This window comes from Psychrobacter frigidicola (assembly GCF_007997305.1).
GTDB classification, from domain to species: domain Bacteria; phylum Pseudomonadota; class Gammaproteobacteria; order Pseudomonadales; family Moraxellaceae; genus Psychrobacter; species Psychrobacter frigidicola.
In genome coordinates this window covers 104,678-127,580 of sequence record NZ_VORZ01000003.1, presented here as the reverse complement: position 1 = coordinate 127,580, position 22,903 = coordinate 104,678, and the positions used below count along the sequence as shown (strand labels likewise).

Annotated in this window: 14 protein-coding genes and 1 pseudogene; 5 read left to right on the top strand and 10 right to left on the bottom strand. The window is 43.8% G+C overall.

The features are described from left to right. Positions 1-36 precede the first annotated feature (36 nt). The 4 genes from ES754_RS09695 to ES754_RS09680 all read right to left on the bottom strand — a co-directional run bounded on the left by ES754_RS09695 (position 37) and on the right by ES754_RS09680 (position 5,644). Positions 37-1,203, bottom strand: coding sequence for an imelysin family protein (locus ES754_RS09695; protein WP_147223996.1), 1,167 nt, complete (start codon positions 1,201-1,203; stop codon positions 37-39). A 77-nt stretch (positions 1,204-1,280) separates the two neighbouring features. Then, on the bottom strand, positions 1,281-2,945 hold the full coding sequence (locus tag ES754_RS09690; RefSeq protein WP_147223995.1) for a di-heme oxidoreductase family protein: 1,665 nt from the start codon (positions 2,943-2,945) through the stop codon (positions 1,281-1,283). 313 nt (positions 2,946-3,258) lie between these two features. After that, entirely contained in the window at positions 3,259-4,710 is a 1,452-nt protein-coding gene (locus ES754_RS09685) for an imelysin family protein (RefSeq protein WP_147223994.1), read from the bottom strand. A gap of 280 nt (positions 4,711-4,990) precedes the next feature. After that, positions 4,991-5,644, bottom strand: a complete 654-nt coding sequence (locus tag ES754_RS09680) for a YiaD family glycine zipper/OmpA-like lipoprotein (protein ID WP_147223993.1) — start codon at positions 5,642-5,644, stop codon at positions 4,991-4,993. Between the two features lie 450 nt (positions 5,645-6,094). Between ES754_RS09680 and ES754_RS09675 the strand changes: the two genes are divergently transcribed. From ES754_RS09675 to minE, 5 genes are all read left to right on the top strand, one after another. Further along, complete coding sequence (locus tag ES754_RS09675) at positions 6,095-7,036, top strand: acyltransferase (RefSeq protein ID WP_147223992.1); 942 nt, start codon at positions 6,095-6,097, stop codon at positions 7,034-7,036. Between the two features lie 238 nt (positions 7,037-7,274). Beyond that, positions 7,275-8,381 (top strand): hypothetical protein, encoded by a 1,107-nt coding sequence (locus ES754_RS09670; RefSeq protein WP_147223991.1) that lies wholly within the window; start codon positions 7,275-7,277, stop codon positions 8,379-8,381. Between the two features lie 327 nt (positions 8,382-8,708). Next, the gene (gene minC / locus ES754_RS09665; protein WP_147223990.1) at positions 8,709-9,536 is read left to right on the top strand and encodes a septum site-determining protein MinC; all 828 of its coding nucleotides are present in this window, start codon (positions 8,709-8,711) and stop codon (positions 9,534-9,536) included. 223 nt (positions 9,537-9,759) lie between these two features. Beyond that, positions 9,760-10,572, top strand: coding sequence for a septum site-determining protein MinD (gene minD, locus ES754_RS09660; RefSeq protein ID WP_147223989.1), 813 nt, complete (start codon positions 9,760-9,762; stop codon positions 10,570-10,572). 2 nt (positions 10,573-10,574) lie between these two features. After that, positions 10,575-10,865, top strand: a complete 291-nt coding sequence (minE, locus tag ES754_RS09655) for a cell division topological specificity factor MinE (RefSeq protein ID WP_147223988.1) — start codon at positions 10,575-10,577, stop codon at positions 10,863-10,865. A 132-nt stretch (positions 10,866-10,997) separates the two neighbouring features. Here the strand turns inward: minE and ES754_RS09650 are convergent, their stop codons facing one another. The 6 genes and pseudogenes from ES754_RS09650 to ES754_RS12505 form a co-directional block, all read right to left on the bottom strand. Further along, positions 10,998-11,522 (bottom strand): cytochrome b, encoded by a 525-nt coding sequence (locus tag ES754_RS09650; RefSeq protein ID WP_147223987.1) that lies wholly within the window; start codon positions 11,520-11,522, stop codon positions 10,998-11,000. 136 nt (positions 11,523-11,658) lie between these two features. After that, positions 11,659-12,249: a hypothetical protein gene (locus tag ES754_RS09645; RefSeq protein WP_147223986.1), complete on the bottom strand. Its 591-nt coding sequence runs from the start codon at positions 12,247-12,249 to the stop codon at positions 11,659-11,661. A 62-nt stretch (positions 12,250-12,311) separates the two neighbouring features. After that, positions 12,312-13,304 (bottom strand): chemotaxis protein CheB, encoded by a 993-nt coding sequence (locus ES754_RS09640; RefSeq protein WP_147223985.1) that lies wholly within the window; start codon positions 13,302-13,304, stop codon positions 12,312-12,314. Continuing rightward, positions 13,294-20,511, bottom strand: a complete 7,218-nt coding sequence (locus tag ES754_RS09635; RefSeq protein ID WP_147223984.1) for an Hpt domain-containing protein — start codon at positions 20,509-20,511, stop codon at positions 13,294-13,296. Before ES754_RS09635 ends, ES754_RS09640 begins: the two co-directional genes overlap by 11 nt. 217 nt (positions 20,512-20,728) lie before the next feature. After that, positions 20,729-21,697, bottom strand: a complete 969-nt coding sequence (locus ES754_RS09630) for a CheR family methyltransferase (protein WP_227677822.1) — start codon at positions 21,695-21,697, stop codon at positions 20,729-20,731. A 76-nt stretch (positions 21,698-21,773) separates the two neighbouring features. Then, a pseudogene (locus ES754_RS12505) lies at positions 21,774-22,859 on the bottom strand (methyl-accepting chemotaxis protein); the annotation flags it as partial. Positions 22,860-22,903 lie beyond the last annotated feature (44 nt).

Here is a 22,903-nt window from a genome sequence, read left to right as displayed (position 1 = left end):
CTGTCACTTAAATAACTCTCACCTAATAAACGCGATCTAATCGCCATCGGTGCTATTGAAGCCCACGCGAATACCTAAAGTCGGAATCAGCTGACGCTTAATCAAGCGGGTTACACTCGTTAAGTGATCATACAATGCTTGTTGGCTGGCTTTATCCGCCGTGGCCAAATCTTCTGGCATTTGCGCAAGCAAAGTGGTGGTCTCAGCCAATGCCGTTGATAAGTTATTACCAACCGTACTTTCGTTATTGCTGCTCAAAATAGCCGTCAAAACGGGATCAGTAAGCGCTGTATTAAGGGTTGCTAACTTAGCATTGATCATCGCTCGGCTTTGACCGGCGGTGGCTGCTGGCAGATGACCTTTGGTTTTGCCAGTCAGTCCTAGCGGTTGATCAATAGCGGTAGACTTCATGGTCTCAACCAATGATAACAAAGAATTAAACCACTGGTTTAAGCCTTGGTCGCTATCTGCCGTTTTATCAATAGCTAACAAAGTAGTGGCATTATCCTGCCAATTTTTCTCAATAGCTTTTAGGCGGGTGCTCAATGCACTGCTAGCGCTTAACACATAAGCGCACTGGCCTGCATCCAAGCTTTCATTGGCATATAGGGCTTCTTCTAAGCCTGGAACACCTTGCACAATAGCACTCTCATTCGCCAATTGGGTCGGCGTCAAATTAGGATTGGCAGCGATAAGGTCAGCGACGCCGCTATGTACCAAACCGCGCTCATCAGGATAATAGTTGATATATAAATTGCTCATACTTTCAGTGGCAGGGCCAAAATTAATCATCTCAGCACCGGCCCACGCTTGGGCGAGTATCAACCACTGGGCGCGTAGAGCGTCTAGTTCAGCACCGCTGACAGGGGCTTTCTGACAATGCTTTTGCGCTAAATCATGCAGCACATCACTTTGTTTAGCCACGTCTGCATAAGCAGGAATGACGATGTCATTGGCGACATGGGTTAGATAAGTTTTTTCAGTCTCGGCACTAATATCGACTGGGGTAATAACACTATTTTGTTCCGTATTATCACTGCTAGCAGCGCTATCACTACTGGTATTTGACGCAGCAGACTCTTGAGTAACGGCTTGGCTGTCACTATCTGCGACTTTATTATCATCCGCAGGTTTCACACAACTGATGAGCAGTCCGGCACTAAGTGCGGATAATGCCATCGCTAAGGCATGATTTATCTTCATAATTCTCTCGGTATGGTCTTTATATTTATATCAATTGATAGTTGCAGTCGCTAGCATTAATAACTTTTATCTTACAATTACAATGATTTTAAAAAGGCATTGAGCTCAGCGCGGCCTTGCTTATCAAGCTGCAATACTTGTTGCTTCTGCCTACCTGCTTCGCCACCATGCCACAGTACCGCTTCCATTAGGGTGCGAGCGCGTCCATCATGTAAAAATGTCGCTTGTGGATCAACGGTTTGTGCCAGACCAATCCCCCATAACGCGGGCGTACGCCACTCATAAGAGTTGGCCAAAAACTCAACTTGCGCCGCTTTTGATGGTAACTTGCCAGCGATAGTACGATCCGCTAAGTCATCACCCATATCATGCAGCAGTAAATCAGTATATGGATAAATCACTTGCCCATGCTGCTCAAGATGATCATCATCGGTTGTTGGTAGCTGATACCTTGGCGTATGGCAACTTTGGCAACCCATATCATAAAAGCGTTTTTTGCCCGCCAATACTTCTACACTATCCGCATCACGTCTATGCGGTACGGACAGATTACGAGTGTAAAACTCTACAAACTTAGCCACCTCATCGCTGACTTCAACAGGCGGCTTACCATTACCTTGCTCATCAGCGCCGGTTGTGGCTTTTAGACAAGCGGTTTGCGCAGGAGTACAAGATTCATGAGGACGAATATTTGAGGTCAGCCCCATATCTTCGTTAAAGGCACTTTGATTTTGAGTGACAAGCTTGGTTTGACCCGCTTTCCAGCCAAAGCGACCTAGCCCAACTTTTCCCGTTTGCGGGTCCATCGCCAAGTTAAATTTACCACGGACAAGCCCGCCATTCTTATCCGCATTTTTATTATTACTAACGGCTTGTTTTTTGATATCGGCATCAGGAATTTGCTCGAGTAAGCCCAGCCCAATCATTGACAATGCAATACGCGGTGACACCATTAACTCATCATCGAACGGGCCATAGCCAGGTTTGGTTAGGTTAAAGGTTGGCGCACGTAACGTCTCAATATGACCATCAGCAAAGGTGACAACCTTGTCCGCCCACTGTACCGCGATACGTGCTTCAGCAGGGACACCTTGGATACCACGGTCTTGCAACTGACCACCATAAATTGGATGGGCTACTTTTTCAATTAAAGAGTCTTGTAGATGCTGACGTTGCTCGTCAGTCGTCGCTGGCATCGCGAGACGGATTAATAAACTATCAGCATCAGAATCACTAGTCATAGGCGCATGACCGCGACCATCTTTGACGTGACACGATTGGCACGCTGCCACATTAAACAGTGCCCCAAGCCCATCACGGCTATCGGTACTGGCAGATGCGACCACCCACGGCTGCTTAAAAAAAGCATTGCCAATAAAAAAACTGCCTTTACGAGAGGCGGGCAAATTCGATGACGGTTTAGAATAACTCTCGCTACTGGTAATGGTAATACCGGTATCGCCGCCTTGCTTAATTTCTTGCGGATCAAAAGTAACCAGCTGCTGCATAGACACGCCCGCTAGCGCCTCTATCATTTGCGTACGCTCGGCAGATACTGCTTGCGACCGACTATCAGCTTTGCTTTCATCATCGGACACGCTATCGGTCGGCTGACAAGCACTAACTGACAACACACACAGAAGACTAAGTGCAAGCTTGAACGGTGCAATATGCAAATGTGGCATTGAAGGGGTGCCAAGAGACGCAGATAGCATCGATTTTTTGTTGTTCATAGCGTTCATAAAATTACCTTAGCTCTGATGTAGAACTATTAAAATCGCGTGCTACAAAGTTATTCATGTTTAGTCGACATATCCAAGCTTTGCACTGGTCTATCTGGCTATTTTAATACGGCATAAAAAAACACGCTGCCAATCAAAATTGACAACGTGTATATTATACCTAAATTTTATTACTATGAAAATGGTTCTCATTATCTAATGGTAACTCATCAAGTATTAGTTACTGATAAGCTTGCGCCAATGGATAATAAAAACAAAAGTCTCAGATAGCCGCTAACATACTGTATTTAAAAAATATGTAGCCAAAATCAGCCTAAAACTGTGAACCGGCATCAGCATCTAAATTATCAATACCCACTGCACTGGCAGCATTTTCAATACCACCTGTTAGCTCTTGCAAGCTATTGATACCGCTTTCAATCCAGCCGCGGCGCTTATTTTGCTCTTCAGCAGAAATGCCATGCTTGCTTGCTTGACCAACGGTGGCAATCATTTGATCCACTTTGATACCTTCTTTTTCGCCTTTAGCCACGATAACATTAAAAGCATCTTCTACCTTTTTAAAGTCAGCCGCGAGTTTATCGGCCGCATCTTTATGGTCAGTATCTATTAAGTAGTTTTTGATACCATAACCGCCAACTGACTTACCGTCGACTGTTTTATAGCTGCCATTAAAGACGTTTTGGATGCCGCGAGCATTGTTGGCATAGCTTAGATGAGTCAAATCACTAAAGCACTCATGCTCGTCTTCAGTAGAACCGGTCACGAATGCCACCTGCATACGCTCAGAGGCTAGTTCGCCAAGCGCTAAGCTGCCCATTTGGTATAAAATTTGGCGCAGACCATTATTGTCTTTACGCGCCATCATATCACTACGAAGTGTGTTTTCACTGTCCGGCTGCCATTCAGCTTCCATGGCGGTTAAGTCATCAACCAATAGTTGGGTGACCGCTTTTAGGTACTGACCACGGCGGGTACAAATACTGGCATCAGTATTGACGGTCTCACCACTGGTACATTGCCCATCTGTCACCACATAATCACTGAACGGGCGATTGCCTGCACCTTCACCGACACCGTTGGTATCCTGACCCCATAATAAAAACTCGATGGCGTGATAGCCGGTGGTGACATTAGCTTCACTACCGCCAATCTCATTCATCTCAGCCAGTAGCTCAGGCGTGATGGTACTGGTATCTTGTTTTATACTACCGACCGAAATACTATCGCTATTGATGATATTGTCTTTACTATTATATTCGCCCTCATAGCTGTCACTGACATAATCTATTAATGCCTCATCAAGTGGCCATGCGTTTACCTGCGCTTCCCAGCCATCAATGCTACCAATAGCACGCTGCTCATTAGTAGTCACAAAACCTTCATCAAAACGGAAAATCTCCGTTTGAGCATACGGTTGACGGGCTGCTTTATAAGCAGCTTTTGCGGCATCAAGATTGGCTTGGTTTGGCATATCTACATAAGTATTCACTGCCGTTTGTAGCAATTTGGCCGTATCTAATGAATCTTTATAAGCCGCGTGCGCCATATCTGAATAACTGAGAAGTAAGCGGTCGATATGTGCTTGTTCAGCGGCTGACGTTTTGGGCTTATTACTTACTTCAGCTGTTTCTGTCTGCGTATCGGTAGCAGTGGCGGTATCATCGGCCTGCTTACTGCAACCCGTTACCATCAACATCGCGGCCAATGCAGCCGCTACTGTAGTTGGTAAAAACTTACGGTTCGTCACTGTAGGGATAGTCATACACGTCCTCGATGGGATTTATTGAAGTAAAAAGACGACAAATTGCTTAATATTGAAGCAGTATTTGGAATGTTGCAAATTATAATGTTATTGATAACGATTATCAAACTTAAATTAATGATAACAAGATAATTTACACCTTCAAACTCTAATGAAAATATCAGTTATAAAAGGACTAAATGATCTAATACAGTTTCAAATAAAAAAAGGCCGACTTAGCGTCGACCTTTTTTATAACTAAACTTTTATACTAATTTTAAGCTACAAGCTCATTCGCTAATTAACGCACGCTGTTCGGTGCATTAACCGTTAACTCAACACGACGATTTTGCTGACGACCATATTCAGTATCATTGGTGGCAATTGGACGTGATTGACCATAAGCGACAACATTTATACGGTTAGAGGCTACGCCACGTTGGGTCAAGTAATTGGCTACTGAATACGCACGGTCACGTGATAAAGTCTGGTTGTAAGACGCCGTTCCTTTACTGTCCGTATGACCTGCGATAGTAATTGTGTTTTGGTTATACTGATTCATCGTAGAGGCAAGCTTATCAAGCGTTGGCTTAAAGTTTGAGCTTAAGTTAGCGCTATCAAACGAGAAGGTAATGTTACCTGGCATAACCAAGTCAATATTACCATTAGCATTTGGCGTAACGATTACACCACTACCAGCCATTTGTTGCTCTAACTGTCTGGCTTGACGTTCCATATATAGACCAACGCCAGTACCTAATGCTGCACCAATAGCAGCGTCACGACCAGTTTTGCTACCGCCAGTTGCTTTAGAGATGGCCGCCCCGCCAGCTGCACCGGCTAATGCACCGATACCTGTTTTATTCAAACGTTGTTGTCCGGTATTTGGATCAGTTGCACAACCAGTAAGTGCTAGACCTGATGCCACTGCTAAAACCATTAATTGATTACGCATAATATATTCCTCTTAAATTAACATTGAAAATTGTGCTTTTTAAATATCTTATTAGGTATTGTTTGTGCTCTTCATTATTATCGCAAGCACAACCTATCTCTGTGTAATATTTTGTCACATCTATGTATAATATGTACGTGATACCTTACACCTTATACCTTCGAAAAACTTACCTTCTCTACTAAGCACCAAGTCTGTAATATTTCGAGGCATATAAACGTGTTCAGATATTGCTATTGGCAGTCACGTTACAGTCGTACACTCTCCCTTATTTCTGTTAAAATTAGCTGAGTAAATTTTTAGCCGTAACTTTAATACAAAAGAAGTCTTAAAGTAAAAGAATAAAAGGAATTTTCAGCTTAAAAAAATCTTGCTCAACACTCATTGAAATACCGCTGAAAATTGTCGGCTTGGATTGATATAACTTGGACTAATATACAAGGATTTAATATGCGACTGGCCTCTTCCATTCAAAAACTGCATCAGCGTGCGCCCAAATTGGGTAAAGCTGTCTCGTTAGCTACTGCGACCGGTGTCATCGCGACTAATAGTGTGGTCGCTAGTATCCCTATATGGCTGATGGGCGCAGCCAAAACTGTCACTGGCTCAAAAGTCGCAGACGATACCGTGATTAAAGTCACCAATCGTTGGATTAGTAGCAACAATGCGTTGATTGATAATATTTTGCCACAAAAAGACTGGCGGATTAACTTACCGGATAATGTACATCCCGATGGTAAATACTTGCTCATTAGCAATCATCAATCGTGGGTTGATACCAGTATTGTGCAATATATTAGTGAAAAGCGCTTGCCACTAACCCGATTTTTTACTAAGTTTGAGCTGATTTATATTCCTGTAATTGGTCAAGCCTTTTATTTTTTAGATTTTCCTATGATGCGCCGCCATTCTAAAGAAGCCGTCGCCAAAAATCCGGCGCTAAAAGGCAAGGATATTGAAGAGGCCAAACGTGCTTGTGCCTTGCTGAAAGATAAGCCATTTACCCTACTAAACTATTTAGAGGGCACGCGCTTTACCCAAGCCAAACATGATAAGCAAAAATCTCCCTATCCCCATTTACTTAAACCACGCGCAGGCGGCTTAGCGCTGGCTATTAATGCGTTAGGGGCAGAGATTGACGGTATTTTGGACATGACGATTGTCTATCCAGACGGCGTGCCCACTTATAGCGATTTATGGAAAGGTAATATCAAACGTTTAGGCGTTGATGTGCGTTATATTGAGATGCCTAAAGCGCTATTTACGGCTATTCAAAATGGCGAATATGAAGAAAGTGAAGACATCAAAGCGCAGACGTTTGAGTGGTTGGATCAGGCGTGGCAGCAAAAGGATAAACTTATTGAGTCCCTACTTGCTGAGTTTGATGCTTAATAGTTTATTAGATTGCCGACTTATTAAATGATTTTTCCGATTGGCTTTTTCGATAAATGGTACGCCTCACAAATGCGATGTTCACGTAAGATAACGCTAGCATCGCACTTCACTATTTTTCATTTATAATAATGGTGATGCTGACCTTCAAATCTTATTCTTTATTTAAGCCTTGGGTTTATTTCACTCAATATCTAATATTATTACTCAATATCACTACTCAACATAAGGTATGACTGTGTCCGCCTCTTCTGCTGCCAAGCCACCTGTAGACCGCAAGCCATTACCGAATCAATCCAATGCACCGCCCACGAAATCATCACCTCACTCCCACCAAAAAACCAATCGTCCACAACCTAGTCGCTTTAAGCTAACCTATGACATAGTCATGATGATTGCGATTAGTATTGATTTATTATTAATCAGTATCGATGCCATTTTGATGAGTAATTTTAGTACTAATGTGGCAGGCTGGTTGACCATTAGTGATGGGCTTAATTGGTATCAAGCCGTCATCCATGATCCATTACGTACTGCGGGTGGATTTTTTACCATCCTATTAATTGTTGAGCTATTAATACGCTGGGCAGTAGCCATTAAGCAGCAAATTTATTATCGCTGGTTTTTCTTTCCCTTTATCCATTGGTATGAAGTATTAGGCTGTTTTCCGCAACTCCGCGCCTTACGCTTATTTCGGGCAGTGGTCATTGGGCGGCGCTTGTATCAACTTGGCTACCAAGTATTACCGCAGCCGTGGCTGAATCGCATCAAGTTTTATATTAACTTGCTGTTAGAAGAGCTGTCAGACCGCGTTATTTTGACCACCATTCATAACTATCGGCAGCAACTTACTGACCCTAAAACGCAACAGTCTTTAATTGAGTCGACTATCGCGCGCAACCGCGATGAAATTGAGGCCACCTTACTATCGCTATTACGTCAAGAGCTCGCACCGCAATTGCATAAGTTCAACGGACAATCAGAGGCGGGGAATTTATTGGCCAGTGAAGTGGGTAACGCCATCCAAGAGGGGCTAGCGAATACACCTGAGCTGCGCCGTTATTTGCGCATGATACCGATTGCCGGCAGCTTGATTGAATCACAATTGCTGCATATCGGTCACAATGTTGGTGAAAATGTGGTGCATTCAATTAATAAGCGTTTGCTAGATTCTGAGCGTATTGATAGCTTAATGATTGCTATTGCCCATGGTATCTCTCATATCGAGACCAATAACAGTGCGCTTGAAACTCTGATAGCGACTATTATCTCCGACAGTCTGTCAGAATTTGAGGCACAAATAAAAGTCCAACAATGGAAGAATCAAGACCTACTGAAGTTTTAATGGCAGCAATAACTGAAATTCATAGTACCTAAATTTCATGCCAACATTCAGTACCCTTTATAGTTAGTAGTATTATAGTTGGTGGAATGTTAGGTAGTAGGATTACACTGAGTAGTACAGCGTGGATGGATATAGTACACTGCTCATCAATAGATATAAGCGGCAGTATGCACATTGATCATCACTAATATATTTGCCTAAAAACTGTTTAACTGACTAGTTTCTCGACCAACAGTCCCACAACTAATAATAACGACTGTGACTTATTACGCCGTGATTGCAGCGATATAGCTATCTTTTAAGAGCTGACTTTTAAGGATTCACATTATGACGATTTTGGATACAGACACCCATATATTGACCCCAACTACTGCCTCTGCCATGACCTTTTATGGCAAAATGCTGACCTTTTCACGCTTGCAAATCAATACGGACGACCTCGCCGCCATTGATGCCCAACTTGCAGGCATGCTCAGTAATAAAACCAGCAATATTCCAGTCATTATTGACAGTGATATTATGCAAGATTTATCCGCATTAGTAGACTTGCTATGGTCTTGGGGGCTGCAACCGATCGGTGTGCTCAAAGGAGAACTTGAGGAACAAGCGCGGGCGCAACGATTGGCAATATTCCCAGCGGATGGCAAGCGTATTGAGCGCATTTTACCCAGTAAAAAACCGGCCACCCAGATCACCCAAACAGAGGTTAGTGCGGCCCCTGAAGTACCGCTTGATGATACTGTCGAGCCGTTGAATGCCAACGACTCTATTGACGCAACCGCCCTGCCTGCAGAAACTTTGATTAGTGCTGAGCATATTACGAGTATGATTTATGATCAGATGCTGCGCTCTGGTCAAAGTATCAATCATGTTGGTGGTGATTTAATATTAACTAATAGCGTCAATAGTGGTGCGGAAGCCATCACCGATAATAACCTGCATGTCTACGGGCGTGCGCAAGGTCGTTTGGTGGCAGGCGCAACAGGCGACAAAGACGCGCGTATCTTCTGCCAAATTTTTAACCCTTCATTAGTATCAGTCGCTGGCACTTATTGCTTACGCGATAACTTACCGAAAGAGGTGATTGACAAGCCTGTACAAGTAACCTATGTCGAAGGTCAAGGTTTAGTATTTAGAGTCATTGATCAAGCATAAAGCAATGTGGTCATTTTTTTATGAAAACAGCGAAACTAAGAAGTAATATAAGTAGCGCGATAATGTAATGGTTGTTTTAATCAGTTTTTATCGTTTCATGCAGACTTGCTATAAATTTTTGAATATATATGCTAGGCTTGCACTCGTAGAGTGTAGTTATCTCATAAGCAAACGTGCTGTTTTATTGAACAGACATCCCATTGATTAATAGGAGCGTGCCATTGTGGCAAAGATTGTTGTAATCACTTCAGGTAAAGGCGGTGTGGGCAAAACCACGACCAGTGCTTCTTTTGCCGCCGGTTTGGCATTGCGTGGCTATAAAACAGTGGTTATCGATTTTGATGTGGGCCTCCGTAATCTAGATTTGATTATGGGCTGTGAAAATCGTATTGTTTACGACTTCGTTGACGTTATTAACGGTAATGCCCGCTTATCACAAGCTTTGGTTAAAGACAAACAGCTGGAGAACCTATTCATCCTACCTGCCAGCCAAACACGTGATAAAGATGCGTTAACTGACGAAGGCGTTGCTGAGGTTATGGAGGAGCTGTCTAAGCAGTTTGACTATATCATCTGTGATTCGCCAGCCGGTATTGAGCGCGGTGCGCAGCTTGCCATGTATCATGCGGATGAGGCCATTATCGTTACTAACCCTGAGATCTCATCAGTACGTGACTCTGATCGTATCATTGGTATTCTACAAAGCCGCACCAAAAAAGTTGAAGAAGACAAAGGCTCGATTCGTGAGCATTTGATTATCACTCGCTACAATGCGGAACGTGCAGCAGCCAATGAGATGATGAGTATTGAAACCATCTCTAACGATATCTTAAAAGTACCATTATTAGGCGTTATTCCTGAGAGTCATTCTGTGCTTGAAGCTTCTAACCATGGTGAGCCAGTTATTCATTATACTGACTCAGTCGCTGGTCAATGCTATGACGACATCGTCGCCCGCTTCTTAGGGGAAGAGCGACCACTACGTCATATTGATGTGAAGAAAAAGAGTCTATTACAGCGCTGGTTTGGGGGTTAATAATGAGCAAGAAAAAAGGGTTTTGGAGCAACTTATTCGGTGCAGATGATGCTGGTAGCGCTGGTAGTGCTAATATGGCAACCGAACGTTTAAAAGTTATTGTAGCGACTGAAAACCGGTTAAACAATCGTTTAACGGCTGATCGTATCGAAAAAATGAAACGAGAAATACTTGAAGTGGTTAACAAATACGTCAATGGTGTCCAGATTGATGATGTTAATATCAACCACCGTCATGAAGATACCCTTGATGTGCTTGAGATGAACATTAGCTTACCTGAGCATAAAAAATAAGTTTATAAATAAGCTTCTTAATAAAAAAGCCCTACGTAAGATACGTAGGGCTTTTTTATTATTCAAAATCTTGCCAAAAACAGTATTTTTATCAGCGGTTTTTTTCAAAAAATTAATATTAATAAACAACTTTTACATACGTTTCATTAAATTGTCTTTTTTGATAAATTGATGGTATAACGCCGCACCAATATGGGCCACGGTAAAGGCGATAATCATTGGCCAAATAATTTCAGTATGAACATCATTGTAAAAACGTGCCATACCGCGATCTGGGGTCACAAATACTGGTATTTGGAATAGGCCAAACATATCTACCGGACGACCGCCATAAACCGACATCAACAGTCCAGCGATTGGCATTGCAATCAGCAGAGCATACAAAGCAAAGTGGGTTAGATGGGCTATTATGGTCTGCCATTTAGGCATCGGTACTGAGGGTGGTGCTTTAACAAACACCCGATTAATCACTCGCGCAATCATCCAAAACAACACACTGATACCAAAGGCTTTATGCAAACCGAGATATACCTTACTCTCATCATAACTATACATTAGCATGAGTAGCCACGTCACTAGTAATAATAATGCGCTAATCCAGTGGAACACTCGGCTGCTAGCTGGCCATTTTTGCACGCTGACATTACCTTTATTCATAAATCCCCTTCTTAGCGATGCCTATTTAAACGCCGTATTGTATCTCGATACAATACGTATTAACAAAATACTTATAAACAAATTGTTACTGCTACTTTTTTATCGTTGTTCATTACTGCTAATAATACACTTTGCGTTAACTGTCCAAATCTACCAATTGATGGGCAATTTTATCTAAATCAGGCACTAAATAAGGGATATCGTCAATAGTAATCGTTTGAAATAAATAGGAGATGATGACATTTTCTCTAAAGTGCTCTTCAGCCATGTTTTGTTTAATATTTTCAGCACCTACCTCATCGCTGGTGTTTTGTTGATACAAGTCAAAGCCGTCATCTTTAACCATATTGTCCTCGCTATTGCTCCTAGCCACACTGACATAACGCTCGGGTAATTCTGCATCTTTCACATCAGAGATTCGAACCTTTAAATGGCGTAGCTCGCCTGTAGTCTGTAACGCCAGCCGATGCACCGCAGTATTGCCCTCTAACACAATAAGCTTATCAGGAGTTTGATTACGCGGTAGTAGATGAAATACGGCAACTTCTTGTTGCTGCCATAAATAAGTCCAAATACGCTCATCATAACTGTCAACGCTGAGAATCAGGCCGCTGGGGATAATCCAATCAGGCTGATTCACGGCTGGAATGAGGGTCACATCAAGCATCCCATTTTCAGCGGTGAGCAGGCTTACTGCTTCAAACGTATGTTTACGAATTTGGTTCATAGGTCGCTCATCATAGAGTAAAACAAAAAATATTAAAGTCTAAGACATTGAAGTATAAAACATTAAGGTTCAGAGAAATCAGTGCTCATCTTATTAACATAGTCGGTAAGCTTTTGGGCTAAGGCTTCGGGACTGCCAATAAAATTGCAATAACCTGAGTCAATGATGGCTTGCGGTTGACTCGGACACGTACTTATACTTGGATCTTGTGCCCATAACTGGCTGTGATTATCTTGGATGGTCCCTAAGTATTGTGAACCATCACAGCCCATCCCAGAAAATATGATACTCACAAGCTCACTGCCGTAGACGTCACTAGCGTTTTTGAGTAATTGTCCAATTGCTGGCTTATAATCCCCAGTCCACGCGTTTTCTAATAGGATGACCCGCCCTTCGGAGTCACAAACAATCTGCCGGTCAATGGGCACAATCAAGCAGTGTCCTGATTGTAAGCTTTGAGTGGTACTGATGACTTGACAGCCCCATTCATTATGACGGTTGAGGATGCGCGGTAAAGTCTCTAACATGCTTTGATTGAAATGATGCGCCAATAGAATACAAATCGGTAGCGTAGGCGATAAGTTATCCAAAAATGCTTTTACCGCACTAGGCCCGCCCATAGAAGCGCCCAACAGTACTACTAAGCGCCAAGGTTCAGCGCGACGATGATAAGTGGGTGACGCCATTAACGCCGGCATCGATAGAATATGGGCTAATTTGCGCTTGAGCTTGCGCTGCCATTTACCATAATGCTGTGCTTCATTAAGATAGGGCGCTTGGCTAAAACCTACTAATACAGCACTAGAATATGAGGCTGCAATGGCCGTCGCAACATGATCATCATAATCACTATCGACCAGCCAGATATCCACCTGAGGTTGCTGGCGCTGATGCTGTAGCTGAGCACGTGACACACTGTCCACTAAGGTAAAGCCGCAACTGCGCACCGTCTCACTGAATGCCAAACGCTGATGCTGGCTTTCTGCTACGACCAGCACCGTAATGTCGCGACTGTCTTTATCTTGTAATAGAGCGAGGCGGGTATTATCCGTCATGAGTACTGCTTACTTTCGTGCCAAGTAAGTCTTGAATTTTACGTAGCAACTCCTTCTCTTGGAAAGGTTTACCCATATAATCATTCACCCCAATCTCAAACGCACGCTCACGATGCTTCTCGCCTGTCCTTGAGGTAATCATGATAATAGGTATCTGCTGTAAACGCTTATCAAATCGGACTTGGGTCGCAACTTCAAACCCATCCATGCGCGGCATCTCAATATCCAATAGGATCAAGTCAGGTGTGAGCTCTTGTAAAATTTCAAGCGCATCTGTGCCATCTTTTGCCACTACCGCAGTGATACCTTGCCGCTCTAAGAAACGCGAGGTCACTTTGCGAACGGTTACTGAGTCATCAACGACCAATACGGTTGAGTGTTGACCCAGTTGCAGCGCATTAACGCGAGCTTTAGGCCCCGCCATTTGAGGGATTTGTTTCACTAGAGGTGCGTTACGCAATAAAGCAATCAAATCTAAAATCAGCATGACTGAGCCATCGCCCATAATAGTTGCCGCTGAAATACCTGCTAGATGCGACAGCTGTTTGCCAAGCGGTTTGACTACCACTTCAATACGTGAGCCGGCAATTTGATCGACCTGTAACGCTAGACTTTGTCCTGCGCGGTTTTTAACAATAATGACCGGTAAGCTAGTGTTAGTGCTGACCATGAGTTCATTCAGCTTATTGCCCGTTAAAACATCATTCAAATAACGAACACGATAATCTACTTCTTCGATACGCATCGTGGCCTCACCCGACTGATAATAGTCGTAGAGTTTTTCGGGGTTAATACGCACTACCCGCTCAATTTGTACCAACGGTATGGCATAGTAGCGATCGGCGGCGCGCACCACTAAGGCATCGGATACCGCAACGGTAAGTGGCACACGCATCGTAAAGCGCGATCCTTGTCCGGCCTCAGACGTCACTGATACCACACCGCCTAACTGCCGCACTTCACTGATGACCACATCCATCCCAACTCCGCGGCCTGAGATTTGCGTGACTTGCTTGGTGGTGGTCAGACCGGCACTAAAGATATATTGCATGACATCAAGCTCAGACAAACTATTGTCATTAGCATCAATCAACCCCTGAGAGATAGCTTTACGACGGACGGCGTCGACATCAATCCCACGGCCATCATCAGTCAAATTAATGACCACTTCACTACCCTCACGTAAAATCTCTAAGGTAATATTACCACTGCGATTCTTGCCAGCATTCATACGAATTTGCGGGCTTTCAATACCGTGATCTACCGCATTTCGCAGCATGTGCTCAAGCGGTGAGGTAATGCGCTCGAGAATGGTTCTGTCCATCTCATCATCGGCATTCACAATCGTAAGCTCTACAGATTTATTAAGCTCATTGGCAGTCTGCCGTACAATACGCTCCAGACGCGGGGCCAAACGCGCAAAAGGCACCATCCGCGAATTCATCAGCCCATCTTGTAATTCAGTCTGCGTGCGTGCCAGCTGTAACAATAAGTTTTCGCTATCGCGGGTTTTTTCTAACAAGGTACTATTGATATCAATTAAGTCAGAAGCCGATTCCGTTAAAGATTTAGACAGCTGATTTAATGAGGAGTATTGATCCATCTCCAACGGATCGAAGTCTTCATTAGCAATCAACTCTTCATCAATTTGCGATAAAATTTGCTGCTCAAGCTCGTTCTCCATCCGTCGCAGCTGGTCTGCTAGACGCTGTACTGTCGTGCCCATCTCCTCAATGCTCATAGTCAGGCTGCTCATACCCATATCAATACGTGCACGGTTAATAGCCGACTCGCCTGACAGGTTAATCATGCGCTCAATTAAGCCACCTGAAATACGCATCATTTCATTGTTGCTGCTATTTTGTTCTTTCTCAGCAAAGCTACCAGCCATTGGCGGCATCACTGCAATACTGTCAACCCCACGCACCGATTCGCGTTTGGTTTTCGCGGCAAAAATGGCATTAAGCTGCGTTTGTAATGACTCAATAGGCACGCTTTTTAAACTGTCTGGGTTTTTAATAAACTGCTGTAAAGCACTCACTAGTGCGGATGGAATCGGCGGGTTAAGTTGTTGTTTTAGAACAAACACCGCGTCTGCTAACCAATCGTGGCAAGCTGTCAATAGTTGCGCAATCATTTTAGTCGCAGGCCGGCGGCGAACAGCCAACTCCTCGTAGACGGTTTCCATTTCATGCGCCAAATCTGCGATGCCATTGGCAACAACCATGCGTGCGCCACCTTTGAGGGTATGCAAATCACGCTGTAATGCTTGCAGAGCAACAATATCACTGATGTTACTCAAAAATAACTGCAAATACTTATTACTATTAGCAATCAGCTCGTCTGCCTCTTCTAAAAACACCTCTAAAATATCGGGATCAGGTAAGCTACCAGCCCATGATTGAGCTATGAGATTATCAAGACTGACAATCTCAGAAGCAGCCTCTATCGCGTTATTACCGTCTGCTGCCGTCTCCTCACCATTAGCGACCATATGGTTTTGTAGCGCGGGTAATATTAGCGTAATGACCGCTGGCAGCGCATCAACTTGTTCAAACTCCTGTAGCTGAGCAATGAGCTCATGAGCAAAAAATGACTCTTGATAGCGCACGACATAATCTATCTGCAAAGACAACGTATCTTGCACCATTTGCATGACTGTCAGCCACTGGGGAGTTGGCTGCAGTCGCCCTTCAACAAAAGCCTCATAAATGTTTTCTGCTTCATGGGTTAAATTGCCGATACTGCGAATGCCCGCCATGCGCGCGCCACCTTTAATGGTGTGCAGATGCCGCTGCAATATCTTCAATATCGCTGTATTATTAATATCGGCGCGCCACTTACTGAATGTTTGCGCTATAACGCTGTCCAACTCTTGCGCCTCTTCTAAGAAAATCTCTAGCAGCTCAATATCGGTATTAATGGCTTCAAGTTGTAGCTCGTCAGCTTGTATTGTCTCGACAGAACTCGTCGATATGGAATCGTGTACTTCAACATTATCACTATTCGTATCAGCATCACGAGTGGACAGTGCCTGTAAGTCAGCAATCACTTGGGCATCGATTTTTAAGGACATACTGCCAGCTAAAGCATCAAACAAGCCGACTAGCTGCGCGTGACCAGCAAGCAAACGCGTTTGTATAAGCTCATCATGAGCACTAGTAGGATACTTAGCAAGATAGCGATAAGCATCATCTAGAATATTGAGTATTAAGGTAAATTTGGGAGAGACTGACGTGTGTGTTAAGAGTCGTGCAATCTGTGCGCGTTGTTCTTGTAAATAAGCTTGGGTTTGCTCCAGATTAGAATGACTTAAAGTCGCTCGTAATCTGCAATCTGCATCCAATAGTCCATCAATATTGGCATCAAGGAGCTGCGCCACACTAAATTTAGTATTAACGGTAACGGCCGATCCCGCTAACTCACCTAGCATCGCTTGTAGTAATACTAAATCTCGCTGACTTTTTGTATCCGTCTCTTCTATTTTTTTATTATCTACCGCTAGACTTTGCTGCTGGACGCTTTGTTCATAAGTCACCAAATAGTCCTCTATTAGCGCCGCCGACTGCGTGAGTGCCTGCAGATGCTGAGAACTCATCAGGATATCCTGTTGCTGAAGTTGCTCTAAGCTTTGTTCTATCGTGGCACTAATATCACTTATAACGCTAAGGGCGCTGTACCCTGAGGCTGCACGCAAGGTATGAAATGCACGGACAATCTCATCGCTCACTTCAACTTGAGAGACATCTTTATGGGCGCTCACGAAATTATTGATGTTTTGTAATAATGTATACGCTTCATCAATAAAGATTTTGCAAAACTCTTGCTCCTCACGGCTTTGGATAGCTATCACCGTAGGGGCATCTGCCATCACTTCATTGACAGCTTGAAAGATTTGTAGCGTGCTATCTATATGGCTATCAGTAGCAGTCTCATCTACTGTTATTACCGCCATCTCAGAAGGGTTATTTATATGCTCGGACGACGCATGTTCTAACCACTGTGCACGTATACTGGGATAGTCAAACTCAGCACCAAGCTGCTTGCTATAGGCCTGTGCACAGGCAACCCACAACACTACAATGGTAGGATAGTTTTTGTTGTGGGTAGCGTCACCCTCATCATCTGCAAACGTATCTATCAAGTCTGGATAGGCGGCGAATACATCGCCAAGCAGCTGAATTATATCTGCTGTTGCCTTGATAGAATGGTCCAAAATACGATTGAACATTTCCTCGATTGCCCATGCCAGCTCGCCGGTATAATAAGCGCCAACCATACGACCTGACCCTTTGAGCGTGTGAAAGCCACGACGGATATCTGGTAGGACAGTTAAGGTGTCTGGTGATTGCCTCCACTGTGAGTATAGCGGGATAATTTCTGCTAATACCTCTTTTGCTTCTTCAATAAATATCTCTTTGATATCAGGATCGGCATCTTGCGCATCAGCAGGCAACGGATTAGCTGCTGCTATAAAGGGGGCAAGTACTGCGGGTACTTGTAGTTCTGACAAGAGTATATCTACAGGTTGTATTGAGGCAATATTATGTTCGTGAGTACCACTACCGTCTTCCTGACTTGTTATATTTTCCACACTATCATTCTTAGCAGTGTTTTCTGCAAGAGCGTCATGTTCAAAAGTGCTATTAGCGTTAACATTAGCATGGACATTGTGATCAAGGTTATTGTCGCTACCCTCTACAGAAGGTTGCGCTTCATCGATAACCATCAATGCAGGTGCGCTCATGTCGTAATTAAGCGGTTGATCTAATAATAGATTGTTGCTTTGTAAAACTGTGAAGGCAGGATCACTGCTGGGCAGCCGCTGGGCAGTAAAATCTGCTATTAAAACTGATAGGTGTTGGGTCGTTTTTAATACAAGATCAACCCCCTCATCCGTAATGGATAAAGTCTTATCTAGCATACGATTTAACAAATTCTCGATCGCCCCTGCCATCTCACTGATGCTAAAGGCCCCAACCATGCGCCCTGAACGCTTAAGCGTATGAAAGCCGCGACGTACTTCCATTAAAGGTGTTAAGTCTTGCGAATCTTGTGCCCATATTGACAAAAAATCTTCTATATCGCCAATAACTTCGGTGGCCTCTTCGATAAAGATGTCGCGTATTTCCTCATCGACCTCAAAGTTATCAGGCTGTATTTGAGCTCGCGCTGCTTTGAGCAGCGAGCTTTCGATAGATACGTTATCTAATATACCTTTGTCACTATGCAAATCGTCGCTATACGAATCTTTATTATCAAGCGCGGTGTCTATAACAGCAGAGCCGACAGCATTAGTAGTTAAGACCGTAGAGTCGATTACAATATCAGGAGCAATTTCACCATCATCATCGTAACGTACCACACTATCAGAAGATACCTCCATATCAGGTTTGTCAGTGCTACGGTCATCAAAAGGGTTACTTATAAGCGCTATTAATAATTGTTCTGCATTATTAATGTGCACATCGGCTTGCGCCAATAGCGGCTGGTCAAAGACCTGCTGCGCCAAATGATCTAATAACAACTCAATTGAGGACAGTCCATCCGCCAATGCTTGGGTCAAATTCCAGCTTAGCCCTTTAATATCATTAGTCTCAAGCTGAACGAATAGTGATCCAATCTTGTCGGTAACGTGCCGCACATCGGACAGTCCCATATCCTCAAAAGCACCGCCAATCTCAGCGAATGCTTCAGCGGGAGGTAACAAATACGGTTGTTGACGCTGCACATAGTCATTGAACTGATGTTTGACATCTTCGACAGCAATACGCAGCTGACGTAAATCATCATTAGCCGGCTTGATGGTTATTGTTTGCGATGAATTTTGCTTAGAAGTAGGAACGGTATTGTTCGACGCAAAAGAGGACGCTTCACCGATTTTGTTACGGATAGACTGCTCAGTATCATATATTGCACTATATAATTCTTGCAGTTGGCGCTCAATCTGCCACTGCATTTGATCAAAAACGACCTCTGAGTCCGCACTATCGGTTAAGTCAGATAAAATTTGGCTGACTTGTGCCTCATACAGCGTCCAACCACGCCTACTTAGCTGGCTTTTTATCTGTTGTAGCGGTTCTAATAAAGTGGCGGGCTTATCTAAGGCAAAAATGACCGCCTCAATCTCGCTTAAAATACGCGGTAAAAAAAGCAATGTCACATCAGTAGACTGCGGTAAATGGCTTAACAATGCCTGCGCTTGCGCACTGATATGCGTCAGTCCGCTCAACTGAATGTAAATATCTGCGACCAGATCTTCAAGTAAATGCGGTGCTAAAATGGTATAAGATAGAAATTTAAAGTCTGCTAATTCTGAGATCGAAGCAGGTTGACTGCTATCTTGTTGAGCTTGTAAGCTCGTATCTTGTTGAGCTTGTAAGCTCGTATCTTGCTCAGCTTGCGAGCGATAAACATCGATAACTTGCTCTAATCTCGCTAATAAAGAAACATAATATATAGGCAATGGATGCGCATTTTGTGCCAAGTTATTCAGCCACAGCTCGGTCACATACCACAGTTTCTGTTGCAATATATGACGGGTACTGTGCCATAAATAATGACTGACTTTTTCAAGTTGTGACAATATTGACGGCTTATTATTATTTTCAATCAGTAGTTTCTGTACTTGTTGCCGCCAAACGGTCAGTAATTGCTGATATTGTGGCGCTTGTAGCGTCATGACTGACGATACCGTAGGAACGGCTACTGACACTTCTTGGTTGGATATAATAGAGTGATGAACCGTGACATTGGATGAGTGAGAGACACGCGAATCTTGGCTGTCTAAAGCGCTCATTTGCTCAGGTGTTATTGTAATTTTTGTAATGATTTGCGCGAGAACGTCAATGGTTTTGATGACTAAAGAGCCGCGGTAACTGCCGGTCTGCACATATTGTGTCAGCTCAAATTGTAACAGCTGATGGGCAAATTGAGCTTTTTGATAGTGGTCACTGCTCAGCACATCGCGATAGCCGACTTCTGCTAATAAGCTTAGTTTGGCAGCTAAATCGGCCAAACGCGGTAAGTTAGCTATGACTAAAGCGCCGTTAAGTTGATGATACTGCTGGCTCATTACTTCAAAATCAACAGGGGCGTCGATAGAATCAGCGTCTACTTGCCAGCCATCAGACAACTGCGATAATTGCTCATTGAATAGTGGCAACAACCACTCAAGCGTCACCATTTCATTGGGCTGGTTCTTCATAGGATTATCCTAACTCGTTTATCGTTAATCCACGCGGTCATGTCAAATTGCTATCGTGATTAGTGGTTGTCAGCGTCTAACATGTAACTATATTCAGTATACTAGGGTGTTTTTCTACTATTGTTTCGTTTTGCTGGTTCTCATATTTTTACTTCATTTGGAGACAGCTTATTCTTATCAAAACGTTTTACTTACTTATTAGAACGGGTTACTAAGTTTATGCACTTATCTTTTGCCAAACGTTCACCTTCGAATGGTTAATACGGCGCATATTATGCGGGCGCCACCAAAACGCCTCCCCTGGCGCTAAGATAATATGACCCCCTACTGCACATTGTGCTGCCAATCTGGCTAAAATATCACGCTGGTCAAACTGACGAAAGTATATCAGCACATTTTGGCAGATAATGACCTGTTGCAAATCTAAAGTCGGCATCTCTTGAGTAAAAATATTATGCCATGCAAAATTTACGTATTGCCGCAACGCCAAATCTACTTGCCAAGTTGATTCACTAACTGTGTGCAAAGAAGAGTTTATTAAGTTATCAGTTCCCGTTATCGGTTTTATAAACTGCTGACAAGATTGCGGGATAGGGCGGCATTGCCGAAATCCGTATTGTCCGGCGCGGGCCTGCGCCAATCCTTGCGCACTGACATCTGTCCCCAAAACCGTAAAATCATTCAGTTGCTTTGCCGCTAAGCTCATTACTAATGACCACACCTCTTGCCCTGTTGAGCAGCCCACGCTCCAAATATTAAAGGGTGTAAATGGTGTGGCTGTGTCTTTATCAACGTGTGTTGATAGCGGCGTGGGCTGCTGATTTGTCAACTCTGCCAGTTCAGCCACGAACTCTATCGATGGCAAATGCCGAAAAAAACGACTTTCAGAAATCAGTACCGTATCGATTAATCTTTGACGTATCACGCTGTTTATCTGCACGGCTGTCCACAGCTCGTCTAGTGACAGTCCCTTAACTCTAGCGGTATTATCAACGGCGTTCAACAACCATTGCAGCTGTTCATCGGGCAGTACAAAGCCAATCTCTTGTTCAACAAAATGCCGCCACTGCGGGGCATTAGAGACACTAAGCCATGCTGAGGGTTTAAGCGTTTTTAATGGTTGGTGAACCTTATCATTTGTACTACTAGGGCATAGCACAGGGTGTGTTTGAATAGAATTATTCACATAGCCTACTATGGTCATTATTAACGGACTAAGAAATAGACACCCAAAAATAGATGCCTAAAATCATTGCTAAGCATTACACAATTTGAAAACCGTTAAAGTTGTCATGCAAGTGCTCATCATCATTAGACAACTTAAAGCCCGTAACTGACTCTTGTAACGCCACTGCCATCTCGCTCAGCTCACCAACCGAACGCGCGGTCGCCAGCGTACCAGATGACGTTTGTGAGGTAATGTCTTGAATAATATTCATGGTATTAGAGATATGACCGGCAGATTCTGCCTGTTGTTGGGCGGCGTTAGAGATGTTTTGAATCAAATCAGCCAGCGTGTTTGAAACACTTTGCACTTCTTCCAACGCTTCACCTGCATCTTTTGCTAAGCGAGCACCGCGTACCACCTCAGAGGTGGTTGATTCCATCGACATAACCGCTTCGTTAGTATCAGCCTGAATGGTCTTTACCAACGTTTCAATCTGTTTGGTCGCATTGGCTGAACGCTCGGCCAAACGTTGAACTTCATCGGCAACCACTGCAAAACCACGCCCTGCTTCTCCTGCCATTGATGCCTGAATAGCGGCGTTCAGTGCCAAGACGTTGGTTTGATCCGCAATGTCATTAATTAAGCTGACGATATCACCAATCTCTTGTGACGACTCACCCAAACGTTTGATACGTTTTGAGGTGTCTTGAATCTGGTTACGAATCACGTTCATGCCTTCGATTGAGCGCTGTACCACATCAGCACCGTTATAGGCGATGGCAACCGAGCGTTGAGCAACCGTCGCCGATTCAGTAGCGTTGGTTGATACCTGATCAATTGATACAGCCATCTCGTTGATCGCTGCGGACACCCCAGCGATTTCTTGGGCTTGATGTTCAGAGGCCTCAGCAAGCTCAACCGCATTCATCTGCGTTTTTTCAGAGGACTGCGAGACGCGATCTGCTGTGCTGTTAATGACCAATACCAGCTGGCGTAATTGGTCAATAGCAAAGTTCACTGAGTCTGCAATCGCCCCAGTAAAGTCTTCGGATACCGTGGCATTGACCGTTAAATCCCCTTCTGCTAAGTCACCAAGCTCATCAAGTAGGCGCAAAATAGCAATCTGATTACGCTCATTTTCTTCTTGGATTTGGCGCGCGCGCTCTGAATCAGTTTCTGACTCCTGACGGCGACGTAGGGTTTCTTTTTCAATCATTAAGCGCT